Below are 24,181 nucleotides of genomic sequence, written 5' to 3' on the forward strand. Positions count from 1 at the left end.
TTTTAGTCTGCGATGTTACTGATGCACACGTATTTGGGTTCGAGATATTCGGTGAGACCATGTCTTGAGCCCTCGCGGCCGAGGCCAGATTGCTTCCACCCGCCGAACGGTATGGGAGCGCCGGTGAATTTCGGGGTGTTGACCGCGACCATGCCGTACTCCAACTGATCGGTCACCCGCATGGCGCGGTTCAGATCTCTTGTGTAAACGTAAGCCGCAAGGCCCATTTCCGAATTGTTGGCTCGCGCAACCACTTCCGCCTCTCTATCGAACGGAAGGATTGCAGCCACCGGCCCAAAGGTCTCTTCCTTGGCGATCAGCATGCCGTCCGTGACGTCGGCGAGAACAGTCGGGGTCACGAAATTTCCCCCGAGAGGACTGTCCTGTCCACCAACAACGATGCGGGCTCCGGCACAAAGAGCTTCAGAAATCTGTCGCCTGCACTTTTCGACGACGGATGGTTTAGTCATTGGGCCAATGTCGACCCCGGGTTCGAATCCGTTCCCGACTTTCAGTTTGCTGGTGGCCTTCGCGAATTCGTGCACAAAGCGCTGATAACTTCCCCCCTGGACATAGATCCTGTTGGCTGCCAGGCAGTCCTGACCGGACGTGGCGAATTTGGCTGCCATGCATCCAGCTACGGCAGTCTCCAACGGGGCGTCATCGAAAACGATAAAAGGAGCATTGCCGCCGAGCTCAAGTGAAGCCTTCCTCAGGGTTTTTGCCGACTGCTCGAGCAAGATCCGACCGATCTCGGTCGAGCCAGTGAAGGAGAATGCCCGCACATCGCTGTGATCCAATAGCCGTTTTGCGAGCGGGGCAGCCTCTCCCGTGATCACTTGAAACACACCGGCGGGAACTCCCGCGTCCTCGGCAAGACGAGCAAGCGCCAGAGCTGACAAGGGCGTTTCCGGGGCCGGCTTGACAATCATGGTGCAGCCGGCAGCCAGCGCGGCTCCTGCTTTTCTGGTGATCATCGCCGACGGAAAGTTCCAAGGGGTGATAGCGACCGTCACTCCGACCGGCTGCATCTGCACAGAGAGTCGGCTTCTCGCAAGATGGCTCGGGATGGTCTCACCATATGCCCGCTCACCCTCCGCTGCAAACCAGTCAAGAAAACTAGCGGCGTATGAAATCTCACTGCGCGCCTCGGTCAATGGCTTACCTTGCTCGGCAGTCATGATAGCGGCAAGGTCTTCCGCATTCTCGCGCATACCTGCGGCCCATTTCCGCAGGTGCGCGCCGCGTTCCGAAGGAAGAACATCGCGCCATCGTTGAAATGCGGTGATCGCGAAGCTGACTGCAGTATCTACATCGGATCTCTCACAGGCTGCCACCTGGGCCAGTTTCTCGCCAGTAGCCGGGTCCACGACCGAGATTGTTTCAACCTTTGATAGCCAAGCGCCATTCACGTAGGCGCATTTTTGCAGAAGGTCCTGCCGTTTGAGCCTCATTAATGCTGGGGTCGCGGAACCTTTCATGTGTAACTCCATATCGGCTGCTCGTCTTCATCAAACTAGCCCCACGACTGCGATGATTGGCAGCGCTGTGTAGCGCTGCCAGGACGTTCTCCTGCGAATAATGAGGTTCTGCTGAGTTTTTCGCCGTCTGCTCTCCCCGCTTGCTTTTATGGACCATCAAAGGAGGTGGCATTCGTACCAGTCTACGCATGGGCGACGACAGCGACGCGTCAAGTCTCGAGCGCGGCGTAGCTGGTAAGTCCGCTGTGGCCAGGTGTGCCGGACACGTATATTCCGCAGTATGCACGGCACAGTTGTCGTGGCGCTTCGATCATCCAAGAGTGCATCACTCAAAGAACGATCCGGGCGACCCGGTGAGTGAACTTCATGCGAGAGGTCGCTCTGAGCGATCGTCGCGATGGATCTGGAAATTTGAGGTGCCAAACCTACGCTCGCACCTCCTCCCTTGCCGTCGGCACAAGAAGAGCCGCGGTCGCGGCGCCAAAGTCTATCACAACGGGAAGCGAAACTGCGCGCAAAGCGCCAAAAACGCAGGTTTTCTGCGGCTGGCCCGCGGGGTCCGCGCCAAGTAGTCCTGGGATGCATGCTATGTTGTTTCGATTAGTACGAATGGCATTAGCAGAATGCTTGGCCGATCTAGGTGCAGAGGACGACTACGAAATGACGTATCAGAAACCCTTTCTGCCTGCGGAGTACCAACGCCGTGTTCATGACGTGAAGACACGGATGGAGCAAGCAGGACTGGACCTATTAATCTGCCAAGATCCCGCAAATATGTGCTGGCTGACCGGTTACGACGCCTGGTCCTTCTACACGCCCCAAGTTGTCCTACTGCACCTGCAATCAGAATCGCCGATGTGGATTGGACGGCTGGTTGACGTAAACGGTGCTCGTGCTACGACGGATCTGCCTGCTGAGAACATCATCAATTTTTCCGATGACCGACTCCATCATGTGGAACTGCATCCCTACGACGAAGTCAGCGAAATCATAAAATTACGTGGATGGGGATCCGATCGCATAGGGGTCGAACTCGATGCGCATTTCTACACTGCGCGAGCACACCAGCACCTTATTAAAGGGCTTCCAAATGCAAAGTTCTCCGACAGCCGCGGACTGGTTAATTGGGCGAGACTAGTTAAATCCGACGCTGAACTCGTTTATATGAGAGAAGCGGGCCTGATTGTCAGCCACACCATGCGAACGGCGATCGAAAATCTGAAGCCGGGAGTCCCGGAGTACGAAATCGTCGCTCAGATTTACGCCTCTCAAACAAGAGGTGTTGGCGGAAAATACGGCGATTATACTAGCCTTTGTCCGTTGATTCAGGTTGGCGAAAAGACGAACGCTCCGCACCTCACGTGGTCGGATGAACCATTGCCGTCATCGGGACTGATTCTCTTGGAAGTTGCGGCAGCGAGACGTCATTATCATGCGCCGCTAACGCGTACCATTTATATGGGAAAGCCACCCGCAGAGGTCAGGCATCTCGCCAATGCCATAGTGGAAGGTGGCGACGCTGTACTCGAAATGGCAAAGCCCGGTGTAGTCGTCGACGAGGTGAATGCCGTCTGGCATAGCGTTCTCAACCGCCGTGGCTACACCAAGAAAGGCCGTTCCGGGTACTCAATTGGCATGAATTTTCCGCCGGACTGGGGCGAACGTACCGTGAGCATTCGCGCCGGCGAAAAGACTGTGCTCCAGGCGGGCATGTGCTTCCATTTCCAATCTGGGGTCAGGCCGCCTGCGTTCGGAGCCGCAATATCGGAGTCGATTGTTGTTACCGAAAAGGGTGGCGAGCGCCTAGCTGATGTTGCCCGCGAGTTGATAGTCGTGAACTAGCTGACAGCTTAGGATAAGTCGTGAACTAGGCTTCGTGGACACAGGTTGACGTGACACTCGCTGATTGATTCAAGGCTTCTTTTTGGAGGAAGCCTTGGGCGAACGCATTGGTCTGATGGACGAGGAATGGACGCTGATTGGACCACTGTTGCCGCCTGAGCGCGGGCGCGGGTGTCGACCGGCACAAGACACCGGCTCTATTTCGTGGGCATGATGTGGATGGCGCGGACGGTGCGCAATGGCGGCAGTTGCCCGGCGAATACGGTAAGTGGAACAGTGTGTTCCGCCGATACCGACGATGGGTTGAAACGGGCGTGTTCGATGCCATGCTCGAAGCGCTGGCCGAGATGGTCGAGCGAGACGCCACCGCCGACATGATCGACTCAACCATTGTCAGGGCGCATCACTGCGCAGTCGGCATAAAAAGGGGACCCAGCAGACAGAGGCGCTTGGTCGCTCGCGCGGCGGCTTCACCACCAAGCTGCATGCCCGCTGCGACGCCAAAGGCCGCCCGCTCGTCTTCGTCCTGACGGGCGGAGAAGCACACGACATCAAGGGCTTCGCGCCACTGCTGCGGATGACCGCCGACAAGATCGAAGCGCTGCTGGCCGACAAGGGCTATGATGCCGACGCCATTCGGGAGGAGTTGGCAAAGGCCGAGATCGAGGCCGTCATCCCAGCCAAGCGCAACCGCAAGGACCCCGCGCCGCACATTGCCGAAATACAAGTGGTGCAACCCGATCGAGCGGCTGTTCAACAAGCTCAAGAATTGGCGGCGCGTCGCCACCAAACATGACAAGACAAGAGAGTCCTATCTCGGCTTCGTCGCCATAGCAGCAGTCAAGCTTTGGTTACCCTTTGTCCGCGAGGCCTAGCTGACAGCTTAGCATAATCGAATTGGGAGGTTGCACTGATGTGCTTTTGTGCTTTGCTTCCCAATCCTCGTCCCATCTCTCCCAGCGGTTTCAGGCGCTGAGTGTCCGCAGTAGGCGTGGCGCCGAGGAACCTGGGAGACGCGAGTCGCCCGCGCTGTTCGTCGCCGTCCACCTATCCAGCAAGCGCTACTGGCCGGCGAGTCGAAGACCGCATTGATTTGCCTCTACGCAGACCAAGGCCGATTAACGGACAGACGGGTATATTTGTCGCCGGGGACAGTCGTCGCGCTCGACCGGCGGGCCGTCGAGAATTTGTGCGCAAGGCGGCTCTTCCCGGCCTGTCGAAGCTTCCACTTGAAGACGAGCGCGTTGGGTGTGTTGGTGTTAAGCCACTCATGTGGCAGTCTGCTCGCCCCTTCATTCCTCAGTTGCTCCACCTCCTTTGGTGCCGCCGGTTAAGGTGCCCAGCTGGATTTGATGGTCCATTGGGGACGAGACCTTCATTTCTAATCTGTACCCAGATCGCGTCGACGCAGAGCAAGGGAAATTCAAATGCGGACCTAGTGCACCATCTTCAAAGACCGCGTCGCTACTACCCACAGTAGGTCCGCCGACTGGTCGGCTCCGTAGAGGCATTGAGTTCTAGAACTTACGGAGGCTCGGCCAAGCGGCGAGGGTGGTCCCCAGCCGTCTGCGTCGAGGACCGAGTCGGGAAGAAGGTGCAGGATACGATTGGACATGCCGTGCAACGCGTATACCGGGTTTGATTGTCGCCGCGCCGCCCGCAGGCGCAATAATTCAGCGCTGAACTTGAGTAATATGCAGAATGGCACCGTTTTTGCGTCCCATTAGCAGGCTCTCCGCGAGCTCCGCCCCTTAGTCTGTTGCAAAATAATCGATGGGCCGGAAATGCGCGGAAACGCTCCCATAGAAGCTCAATCTGGCTAAACAGGTCGACCCCTTGCCGCTTGCATCGAGTGAAACCGAACAAGGATACATATGATTACGAATCCGCCCCTCCGTCCTCGTGAGGTACCCACTCGCCACCACGAGATTCTCATAGTTGGTGGAGGCATTGCGGGAGCAAGTATTGCCTTTCACCTTGCAAAGAACGGTAAGAAGGACGTTGCGCTTCTGGAGCGCAACAGCCTTACGTCCGGAACAACTTGGCACGCTGCTGGTTTGATCATGCAGACGCGTGGCACCCACGCGCTAACGGAGATCGCAAAGTATAATGCAGAACTTTACTCCGCTCTGGAGGCCGAGACCGGGCAAGCTACCGGATTCAAACGAAATGGCACGCTCGGGGTCGCCAGAACCAAAGAGCGCCTATACGAAACCGCTCGCAACGCATCGATCGCCAAGAGTTTTGGCCTTGAGGCCAATATTATCTCGCCGAGCGAGGCGAAAAAGCTCTATCCGGCCCTCAACGCCTCGATCGTCGAAGGTGCGGTCTTCATCCCGGGCGACGGCCAAACCAATCCTGTTGACACGTGCATGGCGCTAGCACTTGGTGCCAAGAAAAACGGCGTAAAAATCGCCGAAAAAGCGGAAGTGACCGACCTCTGGCGTACAGCTGATGGGCACTACCAAGCCCGGACTAATGACGGAGTCGTTGAAGCTGAAATTCTCGTACTTGCGTGTGGGCTTTGGACCAGAGAACTTGCGTCGAAGTTAGGGGCACGAATTCCGATATACGCGGCAGAGCACTTTTATGTAGTGACCGAAGCCATGGATTTCGTGTCGCCCTCCTTGCCAGTGCTACGCGACACCGACGGGCATGTGTATCTTAAGGAAGATACAGGAAAGCTCTTGGTTGGTGCCTTCGAGCCTTGGGGAAAACCTTTGCCGATGGGCAAGCTTCCGAGGGACACGGCCTTCATCGAGCTTCCGGAAGACTGGGAGCACTTTGAACTGCCGATGACCAAGGCAATAGAAATTGTCCCTGATCTCGCGAACGCCGGCATTGCCAAATTTTTCAACGGTCCGGAAAGTTTCACCCCCGACCTTCTGTTCATGATCGGTGAAGTTCCTGGATTGAAAAACCTTTACGTTTCCACCGGTTATAACTCAGAGGGCATTGAATTCGGCGCAGGAGCCGGGCGAGCTCTGGCAGAGTGGATCATCGCGGGCGAGCCTCAAATGGACATCAGCTTCGTTGATGTCGCCCGATTTCATCCCTTCCAGGTCAACAAGCGATATTTGCACGATCGTACAGCCGAAGTGCTGGGCCTTCACTACAAGATGCACTGGCCAGCCTACCAGCCTGAGACATCCCGAGGGGTCCGCAAAAGCGCGCTTCACGACCGGTGGGCGAGGCTTGGAGCCAGCTTTGGTGAAGGAATGGGATGGGAGCGTCCCATGTGGTTCGCAGGCGAGGGGGAGTCGACCAAAAACATCTACTCCTACGACGAGCCGAACTGGTTCAAGTACGTCAGTCAGGAGTGCAAGGCTGCCCGCAACGATGCTATCTTGTTGGACCAAAGCTCTTTCGGCAAACATCTGGTTCAGGGTCGCGACGCCTGCCGCTTCCTCCAGTGGCTTTGCGCCGGCAATGTAGATGTTGCTGTGGGGAAGCTGGTGTACACCCACATGCTCAATGAAAGGGCCGGGATAGAAACGGATATCACCGTAAACCGCTTGTCGCAGACGGAGTTCCTAATTATCTCCTCAGCGACGGTCCATCCCAGGGATAAGGCATGGATTTCAAAGCATATTACCGATGAATGGAATGTCACGGTAACTGATGTGACATCCGGGTACGCGGTCCTTTCATTGCAAGGCCCGCGATCGCGCGAAATCCTATCCCGGGTAACGGACACAGATCTGGCAAACTCGGCCTTCCCATTCGCCACCAGTCAGGAAATTGATATCGGGTATGCTCGCATAATAGCCAATCGACTGACTTACGTCGGAGAGCTTGGTTGGGAGCTTCATATTCCAACCGAGATGGCACAGCACGTGTTTGACGTTGTTTGGGAGGCCGGCCGAGCGTATGGCCTCAAAGCCGCAGGATACCACGCGCTTGAACATCTGCGGTCTGAGCGCGCCTACCGAGAATATCAGCTTGACCTTACACCAGTTGACACGTTGCTTGAAGCTGGCCTTGGATTTACAGTTGACTGGAATAAACAAAGCGGATTTATCGGAAAAGAGGCGTTGACGTCTCAGAAAAACGCAGGGCCGCTGAAAAAACGACTGGTATCATTCAAGCTTCGCGATCCGAAGCCGGTTCTCTTCCATGAAGAGCTTATCCGCTGCGACGGCAAGATCGTCGGGTATATTTCGTCTGGCGTGAAGAGCTTTACAATCGGAACGTCAGTTGGAATGGGATATGTAAACCATCCTGCCGGTGTCACAAAGGAGTTACTCGAAAGCAGTCGGTGGGAAATCGAGATCGCCGGCGAACTCTACGAGTCCGACGCGTCGCTGCGGGCGTTCTTCGATCCAAATGGGGATCGGGCAAAGCAATAGTACGCGCCGACGAGGGCCGCCGTGCGCGAGCAAGGGCGCGGCGGAAGCGGCTTCTGGCCGACGCCATGCTCGACAATGGCGTCTTGTGGGAAAGAAATGGTGACGCCCGCGGCCAAGCGGAAAGCTGTCGCCCGCCTGTAGGAAGGCTTCGGGATGAGCGAACGGCGGGCGTGTAAAGCTTGGTTGCCACGAGACCAGCAGGCCGGACGACCGCGAGCATCGTGATCGCGCAGGAGCGTCGCCGCTTCGGCTATCGGCGTCTTCTCGTGATGCTGAGGCTGCGGGAGGGCCTCGTCGTGAACAAGAAGCTGTTTCCGGCTGTAGACGACCGCGCGATCGGCCGCTTCGGCGGGGCGTTGACTGATCAAATCTCCGGCAAACAAAGCTCTTACTCTCGACGGCGTACGCGGGCCTGGGGACCCGCAGCACGCGTCCCGTTCGCAAGCAGGCCGACAGTTCGCGGCGTAGCGCTCCCCGACCCTGAACGAAGAGGGCTTGATAGATGGCTTCGTGGCTGAAGCGCATCGTCTTGTCGTCCGGCAGTTGATCGGCAAGCGTCGGGCGATCTTGCTCCGGCCTCCAAGACGGCCGGACCAGGAACGGCGGCGCCACTTGGGGGCATCGAGGCTTTCTTCGCAAAGCTCAAGCAATGGCGGCGCATCGCTCCGCGCTATAACAAAATCGCCGCCAACTTCCTCGGCTTCGTCAAGCTCGCCGCAATCATGCTGTCACCACGGCCTAGTAACTAAGCATAATTTTTTGGTAGATTTCGACCGCCTTGCCGAGCTGATCGATCTCGACGAACTCATTGGCGGTATGGGCTTGATCGATACTCCCCGGGCCGAGAATAACGCAGGGAATGTTTGCCAACGACAGCTGGCTGGCATCCGTGCCGTAAGGAACCCCAAGGGGCTTGCCCGTTTCTGCGACTTCTGCACATGCCTTAGCGGCCACTGCGGCAATTTTCGTCGCCTCTGCGCTTGGTGGAGCTGGATCTTCCAAAGCGGGGAGCAACGAACGAACGTTAATCTTCTCCGGACCCTGCCGCAGCTCTTCCAATATGTTCTCAACCTCCTGAAGTGCATCCGCCGGTCGCTCTCCAGGCGTGAGCCGTCTGTCGATCCAGACGCGGCATGACGGCGGCACAGTTGCCAACTCTACCCCTCCTTCAATGAGAGTAACTGTGAGAGTCGAAGGGCCGACCAACGGATGCACCCGTTGCGACAAAGTCTCATTGATTTTGTCGAGCGCCAGAATGACCTTTGCCATTCCGGTAATCGCGTTCACTCCAAGATGAGGCTTGGAGCTATGAGCGGGCACCCCCTCCACTTCCACCTGCCAGCGGACCGATCCTTTATGTGCAACCACGAGCTCCAAGTCAGTGGGCTCACCGACCACTGCAGCGTCGTATAAAACTCCTGACTGGGCGATTGCTCGGGCTCCCTTCTTCCGGTACTCCTCATCAACACTCGCAGCCAGGACGATCGTGGCTGCGGGCTTGCGCTCTCCAAGGGTGGCTAGTGCCATTAACATCGCCGCCAAGGGGCCCTTATCGTCACAGCTTCCTCGCCCGTATATCCTGCCATCCTTTTCTTCTGGGAAAAAAGGATCTGCCTCCCAGTTATCAACCGGCACGGTGTCCATGTGAGAAATGAACAGGACACGCTTGGCAGGATCCTTACCTGTCACCCACGTAAAAAAGTTCGAACGGCCACCTGTCACTTCCTGATATTCAAAGGGTAGATTTCGCGCCCGGCAAAAGTCTTCGAGAAATTCAGCGACCTTTTGCTCCCCGCTCCCCTTTGCTGACGCTGATGGGTTGATGCTCTCAATCCGGACGAGCTGCTGGAGAAGCTCAACTGTCTGTGTGCCAATAGACGACATAAGGTACTCCTGTTTCCCAAGAAGCAAGGCGCGGCTATGCCAGCCAGTCCTTAGCCAAGCCGACAACTCGATCAGCGTCGTCTGCAGTGTTGTATAGATGAAGTGAGAAGCGCAGCATGCCGCGGCGTGATGAGACGATCACCTGGTTGTTCAACAAATACTCGTGCAGTGATTGAATGCGGCCGGCTTGAGGCGAAGCAGTAGGCGCTGACGGATCTCCAAGAGCCACAATGCTTCCGATGTGATGCCCGGGCGCTCCGCCGCAGACAGGTAAGCCAAGATCTAGAAGGCCCGACACGAGACGGTTTGCAACCGATGTAACGCTCTCCTCAATGGCCGGCGTGCCGATTTCCATCAACTGGCCCATTGATGCGTAGGCCGCTATGACGCCCGGAAAATTGTAATGCCCAATTTCGAAACGGGGCGCGCCGGCGCGCAACTTCACCGAATCGAATATAGGTGCGGACTCTGGTGCGTTCCCCAGATCGACACTGAAGCGGGCGAGGTAGGCAGGGCTTAGGCAATCGGCCCATTCTTGGCGGCAATACAAAAATCCCAACCCATAGAGGCCCATCAACCCCTTGTAAGATGATGCTACCAGACCGTCGACGCCGAGCCGATTTACATCAGTGTGGAGTATACCAACTGATTGGGATGCGTCGGCCAACAGAAAGGCGCCTACCCGCTTGCAAGCTTCGGCAATCGGCTCCATCTCTGTCTTGAAGCCTGGGACCATTGTGACCGTCGATAGTGTGACGATACGGGTGCGAGAGTTGATGGCTTTGGTAACAGCATCGCACGGAATTGCACCGTTATCAGCTTCTACCATCCGAAGTTCAATTCTGTGCTTGTCTCTGAGATGCAGCCATGGCAAGATATTGTTTGCATGCTCGACGTGCCGGCACAGGACAACATTGTCTCCGGGCATCCAAGCAACTGCGTTTCCAATTATATTAATGCCCTCCGATGCGTTCTTCGTGACAGCGATCTCATCTTTTTGGGCGCCAATGAATTGAGCGAATCTGGAACGTGTCATCTCGACAAGTTCCATCATTTTTTCTTCGTCATTGAGGCCATTCATTCTATTGTCCAGATGCTGATCCACAGACGCGCGGGTCGTTCGGGATATGAGCCCCTGATTTGCAACATCCATATAAATGGCGCTTTTAGTGGCCGGAAACTCCGTCCGGAGGACGTCCAAGGGAAGAAAATGGCTTGTCATGCTCGTCATCAGATCCGTGCTTGGTGGGCAGAGAGTGCAAAACCTATTCAGGAAGCCCAATTTCTACAGTTGCCTTTGATTGAGAAGCCGTCCTGCGGGCGACCGTACCATGCGGCCGAATTCATAGTGGTAAACCTCTGGTCCCCCGGGGCTAGCAAGGGACCGTCGCTTGTCACATCATTTTATGACTTGATCATTGTGGAAGTCAGGCTAATATTCACGGAGAGGAGCAGTTTTTCTGCGCAATGTACTCTTCTTTGCAGTGATCGTGAAATGGACCTGGATCGAGTTGATCGGAAGCTTCTCAACGCGGTGCAGCGCGACAATCGCCTAACGACAGCCGAGCTGGGCGAACTTGCGGGCCTTTCTGCGACTGCTTGTCAGCGGCGACTGAAGCGACTGCGGGATGATGGTGTGATTGAGGCTGACGTTGCCATAGTCTCGCCACACGCCGTGGGTCGGCCGATGCTCATGCTGGCGTCAATCAGTCTCGAGCGCGAGCGGGTAGATATCATTGATCGCTTCAAGCAAGCGGTTCGGCGCACGCCTGAGATTATGAGTGCGTATTATGTGACGGGTGAAGCTGATTTCGTTCTCCTGATATCAGTGCGAGATATGGCGGAGTATGAGGCATTTACGCGTCGATTTTTTCACGAGTCTGATATCAAAGCAGTCAAGACGATGGTGGTAATGGACCGAATCAAAGCATCGTTAGCTCTTCCTATTGAAGAGTGACAGCAGTATTCGATCTCGCAGCCAGAGTTCGGGGCTTTGTGTCAACCGCCAAAGGGCCTTATTGGACTTCGTCGGGTAGTAATATGATCTCCGGCGTTTGCGAAGTGCGCGGACATCATTCTGTATCTCGACGTGCTGCATCGTTCTTCGCGTAAGAGCTCGGCCGTCGGGCCTCATAGCAGGACGGCAAGGCGCGGTTAGTGGCTCATGATCATGGCGGATCGTGGAACGTGGCGCAGTACAACGTGGCGCTCGATATGGCCCATAGCCCGTGGTTCCTTCGAGAGACAATGCCGGCGGGGGTATGTCGGCGCCGCGACCCGGTTATCCTTAACCAGCCTCGCTGATATTGAGGATAAGGCGGTCGAGCGGCCCACAGTTGACAACATCAGGGGCGCGCAAGCTCGGGGTAAGGAACGCTTTCGCACCTTGCCATGTGGTCGGCAGCATCCTCGGATCATCGACTGGTTGGTCACCGAACCTGCAAGGCGTGTCCAAACTGCTTCGCGATGAGAAAACGCCGATTTCCTGCATCGAAAAAAGGTTGGTGCGGGCAAAAGCAATTCAACAGCGATGCTATACACCAGATAGGCCCATTGGCTGCGAGTCACCCAGAGGGAAGCCATTTCCATGTCGCACGAAGCCGACAATCTCAGCCGCCGCGTTGCGGGTAAGTCATCGCAGTCTGATCCCGAGTCATGGCAGCTTAATCCGACGCTAGGGGCGCCTATGATCCCGTCGGATGAGTGGTCCTTTGGCCTTACAGCACGTTTTCGCACGTAAGCGAATATACGCGAACCGCCAGGGTTTGGCGGGGGCCAGGACTGGTCCTGCCGCTTTCACAGCGGCTCAGGGATATCGGTGACATCGAATTTGACTCTAGCGACGGCCGCCGCGTTCACCGTCCAGGAATTTCTTGAGAATGACTATCTGACGGCTTTCTGGTTCTGCACCACGGCGAGATCGTGTTCGAAACACATGAATGGCATGGAACCGCATTTTAAGCACGTTGCCAGATCGGGTTCGAAGTCCATCACGAGTACGATGGTCGGAATCCTTGTCCACCGTGGAATTATCAATCCTGAAAGTCCGGTAACGCAGTATTTGCCGGAGGAACTGTCAGGAATTCTGTGCGCGAGGCCGGTTTCGTCACTGGCTGACGAACCTTTCGCCGAACACGACGGCGAATTGGGTTTTGGCCTCGAACCACTCGCGCGGCGGTCGTTTCCATTCCTCGGCCGCGTGGTCGAGCACCAGATATAGCAGTTTCATGGCCGCGTCGCCATTGGGGAAGTGGCCGCGCGTTCGAACGGCGCGGCGCAGCTTGGAGTTCAATGCCTCGATAGCATTGGTAGTATAGATGATGCGGCGCACGCTTTCGGGATAAGCGAAGAATGGCACGACGTGCTCCCAGCTGCGCCGCCAACTCTGTGTGATCGCCGGATACCGCTGCCCCCAGTCGCCGGCCTCGAAGTCCTCCAGGGCCTTCATGCCGGCTTCGGCATCCGCGACCCTGTAGATTGCCCTGAGCGCTGGCACAATGGCCTTGCGGTTACCAGGACGGCCCTGTGGCGGGGCCCGATGAGCAGATTAGATTCTGGCGGGCGATCGTGCCACCAGCGATGTTCAGATCCTCGGCGAAGCCAACTCTGGGCGGTACCTGTCATTGGTGGAGCGCGAAGAGATCGCACCTCTCAGGGTATAGGACCACCATGCAGGAGATTGGGCGCCGGCCGGCGCGGACGCGACGCTAGCCATACTGCTCGAACTCGTCGCAGATAGCTGCGATCGCTTCGATCGCGGTGTCGCCTGCCGCGCTGCGCGGCCGGTCAATAGAAGGTCGTGCGCGAGAGGCCCATCAGCCGGCATCCTTCGGCGACGGAGAGACCATGAGACAGATGGTCGCGGATGTAGGCCTGTTTCTCTGCCGCAGTACTGCAGAGCCCCTTTAGAAACTCCAGTTCCAGAAGACCGTTGCCGACTAGCCGTTCAAGCGCGGCAATGCGCCTCATCAGCCTGCAGAAGATCGGCCACTGCGGCGCTCGCCTGAAACTTCTCGACCCATGCCCGGACCAGATTGCGTGAAATGACGTGGCGCTTCGAGAGGGCATGCAGGGTCTCGCCACCGAAATATTCCTGCGAAACCTGCCGCTTGAACTCGACGCTGTGGGTTCGGTGCTTTGCCGTGGGCCTTCATCCTCTGAAAACCTGGCTGCCAGTCAATTACCGAAAACCATCCTGTCCGGCCCGAGGGGCCCACTCCATCAGAGGGTCAAAACTGCACGCCGAAATACACGCTCTTCCTTGCAAAGCCTCCAAACTGCGTAGGCAACGAGAAAAACGCCGATTTGATGCGCCGACAGCAGGGGCAGTGAGCGCGAAACAGTTCATCGACGATGCTATGTAGAGCCCTAGAGGGAGGAGCATTTCGATGTCTCAGGAATTCGACGATCTCAGCCGCCGTGTTGCAGGCAAATCATCGCCGTCCGGTCCCGAGTCATGGCAGCTCGACCCGGCGTCAGGGGCGCCTATGATCCCGCCGGATGAGTGGTCCTTTTGGCCCTACAGCCGTTGGACATTTTCGCACGTAAGCGAATATACGCGAACCGCTAGGGTTTGGCGGGGGGCAGGACCCGTCCTGCCACTTCCGCGCCGGCTCAAGGATATCGGCGACATCCAATTTTCGTCCAGAGAAGGCCGGCGCGCCACAATCCGCGACTATCTCGAGAGGGACTATACTGACGGCTTTCTGGTTCTGCATCGCGGCGAGATCGTGTTCGAAACATACATGAATGGCATGGAGCCGCATTTTAAGCACATTGCCAGATCAGGTTCGAAGTCCATCACGGGGACGATGGTCGGAATCCTTGTCCACCGGGGAATTATCGACCCTGAAAGTCCGGTAACGCAGTATTTGCCCGAGCTTCAAGTGACCGCCTTTCGCGGCGCAACTGTGCAGCACCTGTTAGACATGACGGCCGGCGCGACGATGAAGGGCCCATGGCATGAGCCACATACCGAATACTACAATTTCTGTGTTGCTGGCGGCTATTTCGGCCCCTCCGAGGCGCACCCTGATGCTCCAGGGGACGTGTGGCAAGCTATTCTGCGGATAACGGAAAAAGAGGCGCCACACGGCGCGCGCTTCGCGTATTTTGACCCCAACATCGACGTGCTGGGGCTCATCATGCAGCGCGTAACCGGCAAGTTTCTACCCGAGCTGTTGAGCAGTGAATTGTGGGGGCCGATGGGGGCGGAGGAAGACGCCTGCCAAATCGTGGACGCATCCCGTTTCGCCATGTCGTCCGGCGGGTTCCAGGCCACGCTGCGTGACTATGCACGCTTCGCGCTGCTGCATCTGCGCCGCGGCAGACTGAACGGAAGGCAGATCGTTCCATCTGAATGGATCGAGGCTACACGACGCCCTAATCCTCTCCTGTTCAAGTCGTTCGAAAATGACGCGAGCTCCTACGTAGATGCGAAGTCAGAGCTGCCAAACGGTACTTATCACAATACTTTCTGGATTGAGGACCAAGAGAGAGGCGCTTATATCGCGTGTGGGTATGGTGGCCAAGTGATCTATATTGATCCAGTCGCGGACTTCGCGGCGGTGAAACTCTCCCACCAGCCTGGGCAATTGCCGGTGAAGCGCGCTCAGTGGCCGGACCAAGTTTACCAGGCCCCCAAACCCCTTCCGTTTGATACATTGGCGGCGATCCGCGCCATCCGAGATGAATTGGAAAGCTAAGAAGTGGGGCCTGCGCTGCCCTCCGCGGCGACCGGGTAGTCGATCGTGGAACGCCGGGACGATCCTGTCGGCCCACCGTATAAGGCCGTCGCGGTAGGGCAATGGCCGATCATTACTGAGAGGAGCACTTAGCATCTTAAAAACCTGACCCGAAACTCGGGATTGGAATGGTTCAGCGCTATTGCTGTGCTCCGCGAGTCAATCGGCTGTGGAGGACAATAAATTTCTCCCTGGGTAGCAGCACGTGCCCCCTCGGTCGCCAGGCAAGCCTGAACGCCGGCAAGAAGGTCGAGCCCGCAAACGCCATATCAAAGGGTGCCTGGTCGATATGGCGGTGCATACGGCGGACGATCCAAGACAGGAATGCGGCAGTCGCGTCATCGCCCCCATTCGACAGCTTGCGCCGTCAGTTCGCCGGCGGCGCTGCCGCAGAAAAACTGACGCAGGCTCTGACCAATTTCGACACGTGGACCATCGAGATCCATCAAGCGCTCCGGCACGGCCAAAGGCTTTGAGAGGCTGTCGCGACGATGGGTCGTCGAGCGAACTATCGCTTTGCTGAGATGTTGTCGCTGGCTGGCCAACGACATCGAGATGACCATCGCCAAGCGCCGAGCCTGGATTGCGTCGGTTAGCCTTATCCTTCGCAGCATAGCAACTCCGCCTCATGCGTAACCGAGTTTTGAGTCAGCCTTTGCGGCAAGCGCCGAACCACGTGCCTGAAAAGATCAATGATATCTATGCAATCGCGCTTCAGGCTGATGGACGCTAACATCGGCATGCGTCGCCCGCCGCCTTGGGGACACTACGGCAACATCAGCCTCAATCACCAGCATCTCGCAGTCGCTTCAGTCGCAGCTGGTAGCAGAGAGGCCTCCAAGTTCGGCTAGCTCGGCCGTTGTAAACACAAATTCCTAATCCAGTCAGCGTCAATGAACCCGCTGTTTGCTTCCACTCTAGACTGCAGGAACAGCGGGTGGGCCACTAGCGAACCTTCCGATAAGAAATCGCTCCTATGCGTCACCGGGCCGAAAACGCCGGTTTCCTGCATTATTCGCGGGCATTCGCGGATAGCAACCTCATTCACATTGTTACTGTCACAAAAACAGAGGCTGCACGGAAGGCGCCCAGGGGAACACTTGGAGGGAGAGAGATCCAAATGTCACAGGAAGTCGACTATCTGAGCCGCTGCGTCGCTGCGGGCCGGCTGAGCCGGCGTGAATTTCTCGGCCGTGCGACGGCTCTTGGCGTCTCGGCCACGTTTGCGGATTCGTTCCTCGCTAGCGCGGCTCGGGCCCAGGGGCCGGTCCGCGGCGGAACTATCAAGGGTGGCCTCCATGGCGGTGAGGCGACCCAAAGCCTCGACCCGGCTGTTTTCATGACGTTGCCGTCCAACTTCGGCAAATGCTGGGGCGAGTATCTGGTTGCGGTGGTGCCCGGCGGCGGACTGGAGCATCGCCTCGCCGAGGAAGTCGGCTCGTCCAAGGACGCCAAGGTCTGGACCTTCAAAATTCGTCAAGACGTCGAATTCCACAACGGCAAAACAGTAACGGCGGAAGACGTTGTGGCTACGCTGGAACGCCATTCCAATAAGGAATCGAAATCCGGCGCGCTGGGTATCTTGGCCAACATTGAGAGCCTCAAGGCCGACGGCCGGAACGTCATCATCACCCTAAAGGAGCCGGACGCCGAACTGCCCTTTCTGATGACGGACTATCATCTCGTCATCCAGCCCAACGGTGGCAAGGACAATCCGACCGAAGGCATCAGCGCCGGTCCCTATAAGGTGACCGTCAACCAGCCCGGTGTCCGCTACGTCGGCGAGCGCTTCGCCAATTTCTGGCAGGTTGACAAGATGGGTTTCGCCGACCAGGTCGAGATCATCGCCATCAACGACGCCACGGCGCGCATCTCCGCCCTGCAGGGCGGCCAGGTTCACATGATAAACATGGTGGAGCCCAAGGTTGTCGATCTCGTCAAGCGCGTGCCCAGCCTGAAGGTCGAGGCCGTGTCAGGTCCCGGCTATGATGTTTTTAACATGTTTTGCGACACCGCACCCTTCGACAATAGCGATCTGAGGATGGCGCTTAAGCTGGCGATAGATCGGCAGGAGATGGTCGATAAGATCTTGCGCGGCTACGGGACCATCGGCAACGACTTCCCGATTAACGCCTCATATCCTCTCTTCCCCGAAGGCATCGAGCAGCGCACCTTCGATCCGGATAAGGCGAAGTTCCACTATAAAAAGTCGGACCACAGTGGTCCGGTCCTGCTCAGGACCTCCGAGGTTGCCTTTGCCGGTGCAGTCGACGCCGCGCAGCTTTTCCAGCAGAGCTGCGCCAAGGCCGGCATCGCCCTCGAGGTCAAGCGCGAGCCAAGCGACGGTTACTGGTCGGAAGTCTGGAACAAGCAGCCCTTCTGCGCAACCTACTGGAGCGGACGAGCGACGCAGAGCCAAATGTACTCGACCGTCTATTTGTCGACGGCTTCCTGGAACGACTCACACTTCTCCAAAGAAAGGTTCGACAAGCTTCTCATCGAGGCGCGCGGCGAACTCGATCAGGACAAGCGCAGGAACCTCTATCGCGAGATGGCCATCATCGTTCGCGATGAAGGCGGCACGATCGTGCCGATGTTCAACCAGTTTGTTGACGCCATTTCCGACAAGGTTGGCGGCTATGTCGGAGGGGTCGACTCACTGATGAACGGTTACGCGTTTGCGAAATGCTGGATCGAGCCTTGAATGAAGCCCGGGTTTTGACGGACGATCTCAGGCTTCCTATGTTGATTAAACGATGACTGGTGACAGCGCTCGTCATCAGCCACACGCTGAGGTGTGCGCTTAACATAGAACGTCGCTCGTGGGTCATGCACTCCGAGATCGTTGCTGCGGTCCTGACGAGGCGGCCGGGATCTGTTCCTCAGAAAAAAGAGAGATCTACTTGCCTGGAGGTTCGGCCATGGATGTTATGACGCAAATCATCAGTCACGTTCTCAATTCGAGTTTGGACACGATCCCTAGGGAAGCGATTGACCGTGCGAAGCTCTCGATCCTAGACACTATAGCGTGCGCTATCGGAGGATCGAATGATCCTATTGCGCACTTGGCCCGCCAACTGGGCGCTTTGTCTGGTGGCAAACCTGAATGCACAGTTTGGATTTCCGGAGAAAAGCTCCCATCCAGCTTGGCTGTCCTTGTCAATGCCACGACAGCTAGAGCCCTTGATTTTGATGACACCTACGAGATTGCTATTAATGGTTGCCACGCCAGCGCATACAATGTTCCGCCCGCGTTGGCCCTTGCCGAACGCGACGCTTCCATAAGGGGAGCCGAATTGCTGTCGGCTCTCGCGACGGCTATCGATCTGCACATCCGTCTATCACGAAGCGTCGCAACCAACGCTATAGATACAGGCCGCGACAATATGGTCGCTGTCTGGGGCGCCACGGCTGTGAGTGCGAAGTTGCTGCGGGTCGACGAAGAGAAGATGCGGAATGCATTCGGTATCGCTTACGCCCATGCCGCTGGCGAGTTCCAAATGTATGAGGAGAATGCACACACGGTCGCGCTGCAGCAGGGCTTGCGGGCTCGCTCGGGTGTTGAGTCAGCCCTATCAGCGATCGTGGGTTTCAACGGTCCGAGGGAGCCATTCTTTGGGAAGTATGGCTTCTATAAAGCCTTCGAACCGGACTATGGCCTGGATGCGATAGTGGACCAACTTGGTTCCGACTATGTGAACGCCTCTATTAGCTTTAAACCCTGGCCATCCTGCAGAGCTACGCATCACGGGATCGATGGTCTCCTTCAATTACGTGAGGAACACAATTTCACTGGCGAAGATATTCTTCTTATTGAGCTCGGTTTGAATGAGCGTGCTGCGAGTGTGGTCGTCGAGCCGCGCGATCAAAAATGGAATCCAGATGACCCGGTCGCGGCGCGTTTCAGCCTGCCTTACGCCGTAGCTGTGGCGGCGCAGCGCGGGCAAGTCGCAATTGGCGATTTCCGCGCCGAAGCCCTTCAGGATCCATCGGTCCGCCGCATCATGGCGGCCACGAAGGTCGAGATTGATCCAGAAATAAATCGCACTCACGGTCGGTACGGCAATTCGCCGACTACAGTAAAGGTGAAGCTAAAGTCTGGAAGGCAACATTTCATCCGCATCGACAAGCCGTTCGGCCATCCCGAAAACCCTGCTTCGCTCACCGATGGCATGCGAAAACTTAAAGCTTGTGCCGAAATGTCCATGTTGCCGTTCTCTGAGAAGCAGCTCGGGTTGATCGGGGAGTTCATAGACGACCTTGATAAGCGGCCTACGTTGGCACCGCTGTTCGATCTGCTGGTTGGCGGTAAATAGGCCAGTCCAGGAGCGTAGAGGCATCCCCCCTGTGTCCTGACCTTGGCACGACGCTGTTCGCGCCGCATAGTTCTGGAGGCGGGGCTGCGTGTCGCTATGTGGAACTTGCAACGGATGTGTACCGCCCCGTCGGATTGCCCCGGCAAGCTGTCCGCGATTTTGGACGAAGTACGGCAAAGTCTCTCCTGCCTAAACCCAGCAAACCCGTAGCCATAATGTTCGCGACGCAGGGCTATGCAGTGGTGGTGCAAGAGCTTCGCGGGCTCTTTGATTCTTTGATTACGGCTGCCACTTCGCGCTCCTCGAACACGATGCGAAGGATGGGTACGACCACACTGTCGTGGATAGCATCCCACCATGGTCGACGGGGCGGGTTGCCACCTAGGGCGTAGACTCATTACCGCGTAACCAGATGCGGATTGAGACGAGTTTGAGGGCGGCGAGATAGTTCTCGGCCAGCTTGTCGTAGCGGGTGGCAATACGGCGGAACTGCTTGGCCTTATTGAAGAAGCGCTCGATGAGGTTGCGCGCCTTGTAGAGGAAGGGGCTGAAGCATATCGGGTCCTTGCGGTTGACCTTGGGCGGGATGTTGGCCCATGCCTTTCGGTCGGTGACGACAGTCCGCAAGACGTTGGCATCATAGCCTTTGTCAGCGAGCAGCATGGCACCCTCGGGCAAGTCCGTGATCAAGTCCACTGCGGAGGCGATGTCACTCATCTGTCCTGCCGTGAGCATCAGCTTGATCGGCCTGCCTTTAGCGTCCACAAGAGCATGGATTTTGGTTGTCAGCCCGCCTCGGGATCGACCGAGACAATGATCTCGACCCCCCTTTTTGCCGTCGCGCCCTGCTGATGGACGCGAACAATCGAGGTGTCGATCATCTGCATCTTGCCGTCATGGGCTTTGGTAATGTTGGCCATGAGGCGGTCCCACACACCAGCTTTCCGCCATCGGACAAAACGATTGTAGCAGGTGGTGCGTGGGCCGTATCGCTCTGGCAGATCGCGCCATGGCGCACCGGATCGCAGCACCCAGAAGATGCCGTTCAGCACTCGCCTGTCATCCACGCGCGGCACCCCTCGCGGTTTGTTGGGCAACAAGGGCTCGATCACGCGCCATTCGAAATCGGTCAGGTCATATCGACTCATGCTGAGCGTGAATCAGATTTCGTCGCAAAATAAAAGTCTCGGTCAGAAGACGGCCCATTGTGGACCTACGTGCAAAAAGGATATGTTACGGCAGCGCGCGTAGGCATTCCGCTTCATCATCGCGCATGTTTCATGAAAACAAATGATAGGTTCTACTCGCTTATGCACGCGGTCTGTGCTGGTCATGGCTATTGCGGAGGAATGCACGGTGACAAGTTCATGGATGTCATCGATTTCATTCCTGAATCCGGTAATGTTACAGCGGATCAATTTGTGGAATGGGTATTTCTAGCTGAGTATGAGAATGAGAGTGAGCGAATGTCTCCCAGATGGGATCGACATCGCCAGAGGATACAAGACTATTTTGTTGAGCACATGGGCTCGGACGCTGTCGATGCCAGCCAACTAAAATGGGAAGTGGAGGGTTAAGCCAGCCCAATTCCGCTTCCCACACAGCTCGCTCATATCGCATTTATGAGTTCACGACCTAGGGTTCTCCGCACTCGGGATCGTCCAAGTGCTTCTCGCTCAGCTGTGCCATCCGGGGGCCTCGACTTGCGATCGTGGAAGGGGTCGGCGGTGCGATGTCGGGAGATAGCCACCGCCTTGGCGATATGCGCCTGTGCCTATCTATTGCGACCCAATCGAATTTCCGCCGAGGGCATGACCGGATTTGGCAGGCCTGCTTTGCCAAATTGGAGTTCCGTCATCTTATATACACAAGGCGTCAAAAATGCCGATTTCCTGCGCCAATCGGGGAAGAATTTGGGCAAGCCGGCCTTCCTAGCCGTCTAATATCACCAAAACAAAAGCAGCCTGAACGGCTTCGGGGACCAAACAAAGGGAGGAGCATCCTATGTCGCAGGAACTCGACTATCTTAGCTGCCGCGTCGTCGCGGGCCGGATGAGCCGACGTGAATTTCTTGGCCGTGCGACGGCACTCGGCATGAGCGCCGCCTTCGCCAACTCGCTTCTTGCCGGCGCCGCAGAGGCGCAGGCGCCGCGAAAGGGCGGCATTCTCAAGGCCGGTCTTCAGGGCGGTGGCGCCACCGACAGTCTCGACCCAGCGCTTCCGGCGGGGGCCCCTCCAATTGCTTTCGGCAGATGTTGGGGCGAGGTGCTGATAGAAGTAACCCCCGACAACCGGATCGAATACCGCATCGCCCAGGAAATTGGCTCCTCGAAGGATGCGAAGACCTGGACCCTGAAAATTCGGAAGGACATCCCGTTCCACAACGGCAAGGAAGTAACGCCACAAGACGTCGTGGCCACGTTAGAGCGTCATTCCAATAAAGAGTCCAAATCAGGCGCTCTGGGGGTCCTACGCGGTATCGAAACGATCAGGGTCGATGGCGGCGACGTCATCATCACGCTGAAGGAACCCAACGTTGAACTGCCTTATTTGATGACCGATTATCACCTGATCATCCAGCCTAATGGCGGCAAGGATGCTCCTGCCGCCGGGATAGGGGCCGGCCCTTACAAGGTGACCGTCAACGAGCCCGGCGTGCGGCACGGCGGGGAAAAGTTCAAGGATTACTGGCAGGGCGACAACCTCGGCCATGCCGACCAAATTGAAATCATAGTCATCAACGATGCCACGGCACGTATCTCTGCTCTGCAAGGCAAACAGGTCCACATGATCAACCGTGTCGAGCCGAAGGTCGTCGACTTGGTCAAGCGCGTCCCTGGCGTCACGATCCAGAATGTGACGGGGCGAGGTTGCTATCTTTTCAACATGTTCTGCGACACACCGCCGTTTAACAACGTCGATCTCCGAATAGCGTTGAAGCTTGCTTTGGACCGCGAGCAAATGTTGGACAAGATTCTGCGGGGGTATGGCTCGTTGGGTAACGACTTCCCAATCAACAATGCCTATCCGCTCTTTCCGGATGACGTGGAGCAGCGCACTTTCGATCCAGATAAAGCCAAATTCCACTATCAGAAGTCGGGCCATAGCGGGCCGATCCTGCTCAGGACCTCGGATTTGGCCTTTCCGGGTGCGGTTGATGCCGCCCAGCTCTATCAGCAGAGTTGCGCCAAGGCCGGCATCACCCTCGAGGTCAAGCGTGAGCCGGGGGACGGTTACTGGACGGAGGTGTGGCAAAAGCAGCCTTTCTATGCCTCCTATTGGACCGGCCGCTCAACGCAGGACCAGATGTATTCGAGTGCATATCTGTCTACGGCGGAGTGGAACGACACTCACTTCTTCAATGACAAATTCGACAAGCTTCTCAAAGAGGCGCGCGCCGAACTCGACCAGGAGAAGCGCAAGAACCTCTATCGCGAGATGGCCAACATCGTTCGGGACGAGGGTGGCGTGATCGTGCCGTTCTTCAACCAGTTCATCGACGCGACATGGTCCGGCGTGAAGGGCTTCGTGAAGCATCCTGCGCGGGATATGTGCAACGGCTACGCCTTGGCGCAATGCTGGATCGAAGCATGAAGGGCGCGTTTAGGGGCTCGCCCGTTCTAAAGCTGGTTGCCCAGCGCATTGCGCTGGGCATTTTCCTCCTTTTCGCCGTTTCCGTGCTGATCTTCGCGGGGACCCAGATTCTTCCAGGCGACGTGGCACAGTCCATCCTTGGTCAGTCGGCCACGCCCGAGGCAGTTGCCAATTTGCGTCAGGAGCTGGGCCTCAATGATCCTGCCTATATGCGTTACTTCCAGTGGGTTGGTGGGGTTTTGACTGGCGATCTCGGGAAGGCGCTCACCACGCGACAGGAGATCACTGTGACGCTGATGCCTCGGCTGTGGAACACGCTGTTCCTAGCCTTTTGGGCCGCCGCCGTGTCGATTCCCCTCTCAATTATCCTGGGGCTGATAGCTGTGCGTTTCCGCAACGGTCCTGTCGATAAGGCGATTTCGGGATTTGCCTTGGCGTCGACGTCACTACCTGAATTCTTCATCGGTTATCTGCTTATCTTATTCCTTGCCGTGAAGCTGCAGTGGTTCCCATCGATCTCGACTGTCTATGACGGAATGCCCTTTCTTGAAAAGCTGAAAGCGATTGTGCTGCCGGTAATCGCTTTGGTGATCGTCGTGCTGGCGCACATGATGCGCATGACGCGTGCAGCTATTCTGAACGTGATGCAGTCGGCCTACATCGAGACGGCCGAGCTCAAGGGGCTTTCAGCCTTGGATATTATCTGTAAGCATGCTTTCCCGAATGCCATCGCGCCCATCGTCAATGTCGTGATGCTTAACATGGCCTATCTGGTGGTCGGCGTTGTCGTGATCGAGGTGATCTTCGTCTATCCGGGGATGGGGCAGTATCTTGTCGATCATGTCGTCAAGCGCGACGTGCCGGTGGTCCAAGCCGTCGGTCTCATCTTTGCTGCCGTGTACATCGGGCTCAACATCGTGGCGGACGTCGCTGCGATCCTTGCCAACCCGCGCCTGAGGCATCCCAAGTAG

The 24,181-nt window shown here is 56.9% G+C and carries 16 protein-coding genes and 4 pseudogenes; 12 read left to right on the forward strand and 8 right to left on the reverse strand.

Annotation, left to right across the window (positions count from 1 at the left end; genetic code table 11):
* Positions 1-2: 2 nt before the first annotated feature.
* Positions 3-1,481 (reverse strand): NAD-dependent succinate-semialdehyde dehydrogenase, encoded by a 1,479-nt coding sequence (locus tag DPM33_RS30255; protein ID WP_112101100.1) that lies wholly within the window; start codon positions 1,479-1,481, stop codon positions 3-5.
* A 609-nt stretch (positions 1,482-2,090) separates the two neighbouring features.
* Here DPM33_RS30255 and DPM33_RS30260 point away from each other — a divergent pair.
* From DPM33_RS30260 to DPM33_RS30275, 5 genes and pseudogenes are all read left to right on the forward strand, one after another.
* Positions 2,091-3,323, forward strand: coding sequence for a M24 family metallopeptidase (locus DPM33_RS30260; RefSeq protein WP_245442485.1), 1,233 nt, complete (start codon positions 2,091-2,093; stop codon positions 3,321-3,323).
* Positions 3,324-3,538: 215 nt separating this feature from the next.
* Positions 3,539-3,604 (forward strand): annotated as a pseudogene (locus tag DPM33_RS37160) (hypothetical protein); the annotation flags it as partial.
* A gap of 125 nt (positions 3,605-3,729) precedes the next feature.
* Positions 3,730-4,119 (forward strand): transposase, encoded by a 390-nt coding sequence (locus DPM33_RS37165; protein ID WP_245442522.1) that lies wholly within the window; start codon positions 3,730-3,732, stop codon positions 4,117-4,119.
* Positions 4,120-5,197: 1,078 nt separating this feature from the next.
* Positions 5,198-7,672 carry a GcvT family protein gene (locus DPM33_RS30270; RefSeq protein WP_112101045.1) on the forward strand — a complete coding sequence of 825 codons (2,475 nt, stop codon included), beginning with the start codon at positions 5,198-5,200 and terminating at the stop codon, positions 7,670-7,672.
* Positions 7,648-7,986: pseudogene (locus DPM33_RS30275) on the forward strand (IS3 family transposase); the annotation flags it as partial. The gene DPM33_RS30270 and the pseudogene DPM33_RS30275, both read left to right, overlap by 25 nt.
* A 12-nt stretch (positions 7,987-7,998) precedes the next feature.
* On the opposite strand, the pseudogene DPM33_RS37170 reads toward DPM33_RS30275, so the two are convergent.
* The 3 genes and pseudogenes from DPM33_RS37170 to DPM33_RS30295 form a co-directional block, all read right to left on the reverse strand.
* A pseudogene (locus DPM33_RS37170) lies at positions 7,999-8,257 on the reverse strand (IS30 family transposase); the annotation flags it as partial.
* A 153-nt stretch (positions 8,258-8,410) separates the two neighbouring features.
* Positions 8,411-9,583 carry a M20 family metallopeptidase gene (locus tag DPM33_RS30290; RefSeq protein WP_245442488.1) on the reverse strand — a complete coding sequence of 391 codons (1,173 nt, stop codon included), beginning with the start codon at positions 9,581-9,583 and terminating at the stop codon, positions 8,411-8,413.
* A 7-nt stretch (positions 9,584-9,590) separates the two neighbouring features.
* Positions 9,591-10,637, reverse strand: coding sequence for an aminotransferase class V-fold PLP-dependent enzyme (locus DPM33_RS30295; RefSeq protein WP_245442491.1), 1,047 nt, complete (start codon positions 10,635-10,637; stop codon positions 9,591-9,593).
* Positions 10,638-11,051: 414 nt separating this feature from the next.
* Between DPM33_RS30295 and DPM33_RS30300 the strand changes: the two genes are divergently transcribed.
* Positions 11,052-11,513 (forward strand): Lrp/AsnC family transcriptional regulator, encoded by a 462-nt coding sequence (locus DPM33_RS30300; RefSeq protein WP_112101048.1) that lies wholly within the window; start codon positions 11,052-11,054, stop codon positions 11,511-11,513.
* A gap of 1,149 nt (positions 11,514-12,662) precedes the next feature.
* On the opposite strand, the pseudogene DPM33_RS30310 reads toward DPM33_RS30300, so the two are convergent.
* A pseudogene (locus DPM33_RS30310) lies at positions 12,663-13,067 on the reverse strand (transposase); the annotation flags it as partial.
* Between the two features lie 275 nt (positions 13,068-13,342).
* Positions 13,343-13,525: a hypothetical protein gene (locus DPM33_RS36700; RefSeq protein ID WP_208648471.1), complete on the reverse strand. Its 183-nt coding sequence runs from the start codon at positions 13,523-13,525 to the stop codon at positions 13,343-13,345.
* Between the two features lie 419 nt (positions 13,526-13,944).
* Here DPM33_RS36700 and DPM33_RS30320 point away from each other — a divergent pair, with 419 nt between their 5' ends.
* Positions 13,945-15,261: a serine hydrolase domain-containing protein gene (locus DPM33_RS30320; RefSeq protein ID WP_112101050.1), complete on the forward strand. Its 1,317-nt coding sequence runs from the start codon at positions 13,945-13,947 to the stop codon at positions 15,259-15,261.
* Between the two features lie 377 nt (positions 15,262-15,638).
* On the opposite strand, the gene DPM33_RS37175 is transcribed toward DPM33_RS30320, so the two are convergent.
* Positions 15,639-15,869 carry a hypothetical protein gene (locus DPM33_RS37175; protein WP_245442493.1) on the reverse strand — a complete coding sequence of 77 codons (231 nt, stop codon included), beginning with the start codon at positions 15,867-15,869 and terminating at the stop codon, positions 15,639-15,641.
* Between the two features lie 551 nt (positions 15,870-16,420).
* Here DPM33_RS37175 and DPM33_RS30330 point away from each other — a divergent pair.
* The gene (locus DPM33_RS30330; protein ID WP_112101052.1) at positions 16,421-18,004 is read left to right on the forward strand and encodes an ABC transporter substrate-binding protein; all 1,584 of its coding nucleotides are present in this window, start codon (positions 16,421-16,423) and stop codon (positions 18,002-18,004) included.
* 217 nt (positions 18,005-18,221) lie between these two features.
* Positions 18,222-19,616: an MmgE/PrpD family protein gene (locus DPM33_RS30335; protein ID WP_112101053.1), complete on the forward strand. Its 1,395-nt coding sequence runs from the start codon at positions 18,222-18,224 to the stop codon at positions 19,614-19,616.
* 381 nt (positions 19,617-19,997) lie between these two features.
* On the opposite strand, the gene DPM33_RS30340 is transcribed toward DPM33_RS30335, so the two are convergent.
* Positions 19,998-20,764, reverse strand: a protein-coding gene (locus DPM33_RS30340) for an IS5 family transposase (protein WP_112101054.1) whose coding sequence is annotated in 2 segments (ribosomal slippage) — positions 19,998-20,440 and positions 20,440-20,764 — 768 coding nt in all. Because the reading frame shifts where the segments join, the coding sequence is not laid out codon by codon here.
* Positions 20,765-20,821: 57 nt separating this feature from the next.
* On the opposite strand from DPM33_RS30340, the gene DPM33_RS35975 reads away from it, so the two are divergent.
* The 3 genes from DPM33_RS35975 (at position 20,822) to DPM33_RS30355 (ending at position 24,181) form a co-directional block, all read left to right on the forward strand.
* Positions 20,822-21,193, forward strand: coding sequence for a hypothetical protein (locus tag DPM33_RS35975; RefSeq protein WP_146770346.1), 372 nt, complete (start codon positions 20,822-20,824; stop codon positions 21,191-21,193).
* A gap of 427 nt (positions 21,194-21,620) precedes the next feature.
* Positions 21,621-23,210 carry an ABC transporter substrate-binding protein gene (locus DPM33_RS30350; protein WP_112101056.1) on the forward strand — a complete coding sequence of 530 codons (1,590 nt, stop codon included), beginning with the start codon at positions 21,621-21,623 and terminating at the stop codon, positions 23,208-23,210.
* The gene (locus DPM33_RS30355) at positions 23,207-24,181 is read left to right on the forward strand and encodes an ABC transporter permease (RefSeq protein WP_112101057.1); all 975 of its coding nucleotides are present in this window, start codon (positions 23,207-23,209) and stop codon (positions 24,179-24,181) included. The genes DPM33_RS30350 and DPM33_RS30355 overlap by 4 nt, the downstream gene beginning before the upstream one ends.

The organism is Mesorhizobium hawassense, assembly GCF_003289945.1.
GTDB lineage: Bacteria > Pseudomonadota > Alphaproteobacteria > Rhizobiales > Rhizobiaceae > Mesorhizobium > Mesorhizobium hawassense.

Bases quoted from the DNA above. Each gene is read 5' to 3' on its own strand.
- DPM33_RS30255 (WP_112101100.1), bottom strand. From the start codon at position 1,481: ATGAAAGGTTCCGCGACCCCAGCATTAATGAGGCTCAAACGGCAGGAC.
- DPM33_RS30260 (WP_245442485.1), top strand. From the start codon at position 2,091: ATGGCATTAGCAGAATGCTTGGCCGATCTAGGTGCAGAGGACGACTAC.
- DPM33_RS30270 (WP_112101045.1), top strand. From the start codon at position 5,198: ATGATTACGAATCCGCCCCTCCGTCCTCGTGAGGTACCCACTCGCCAC.
- DPM33_RS30295 (WP_245442491.1), bottom strand. From the start codon at position 10,637: ATGAATGGCCTCAATGACGAAGAAAAAATGATGGAACTTGTCGAGATG.
- DPM33_RS30300 (WP_112101048.1), top strand. From the start codon at position 11,052: ATGGACCTGGATCGAGTTGATCGGAAGCTTCTCAACGCGGTGCAGCGC.
- DPM33_RS36700 (WP_208648471.1), bottom strand. From the start codon at position 13,525: ATGAGGCGCATTGCCGCGCTTGAACGGCTAGTCGGCAACGGTCTTCTG.
- DPM33_RS30320 (WP_112101050.1), top strand. From the start codon at position 13,945: ATGTCTCAGGAATTCGACGATCTCAGCCGCCGTGTTGCAGGCAAATCA.
- DPM33_RS30330 (WP_112101052.1), top strand. From the start codon at position 16,421: ATGTCACAGGAAGTCGACTATCTGAGCCGCTGCGTCGCTGCGGGCCGG.
- DPM33_RS30335 (WP_112101053.1), top strand. From the start codon at position 18,222: ATGGATGTTATGACGCAAATCATCAGTCACGTTCTCAATTCGAGTTTG.
- DPM33_RS30350 (WP_112101056.1), top strand. From the start codon at position 21,621: ATGTCGCAGGAACTCGACTATCTTAGCTGCCGCGTCGTCGCGGGCCGG.
- DPM33_RS30355 (WP_112101057.1), top strand. From the start codon at position 23,207: ATGAAGGGCGCGTTTAGGGGCTCGCCCGTTCTAAAGCTGGTTGCCCAG.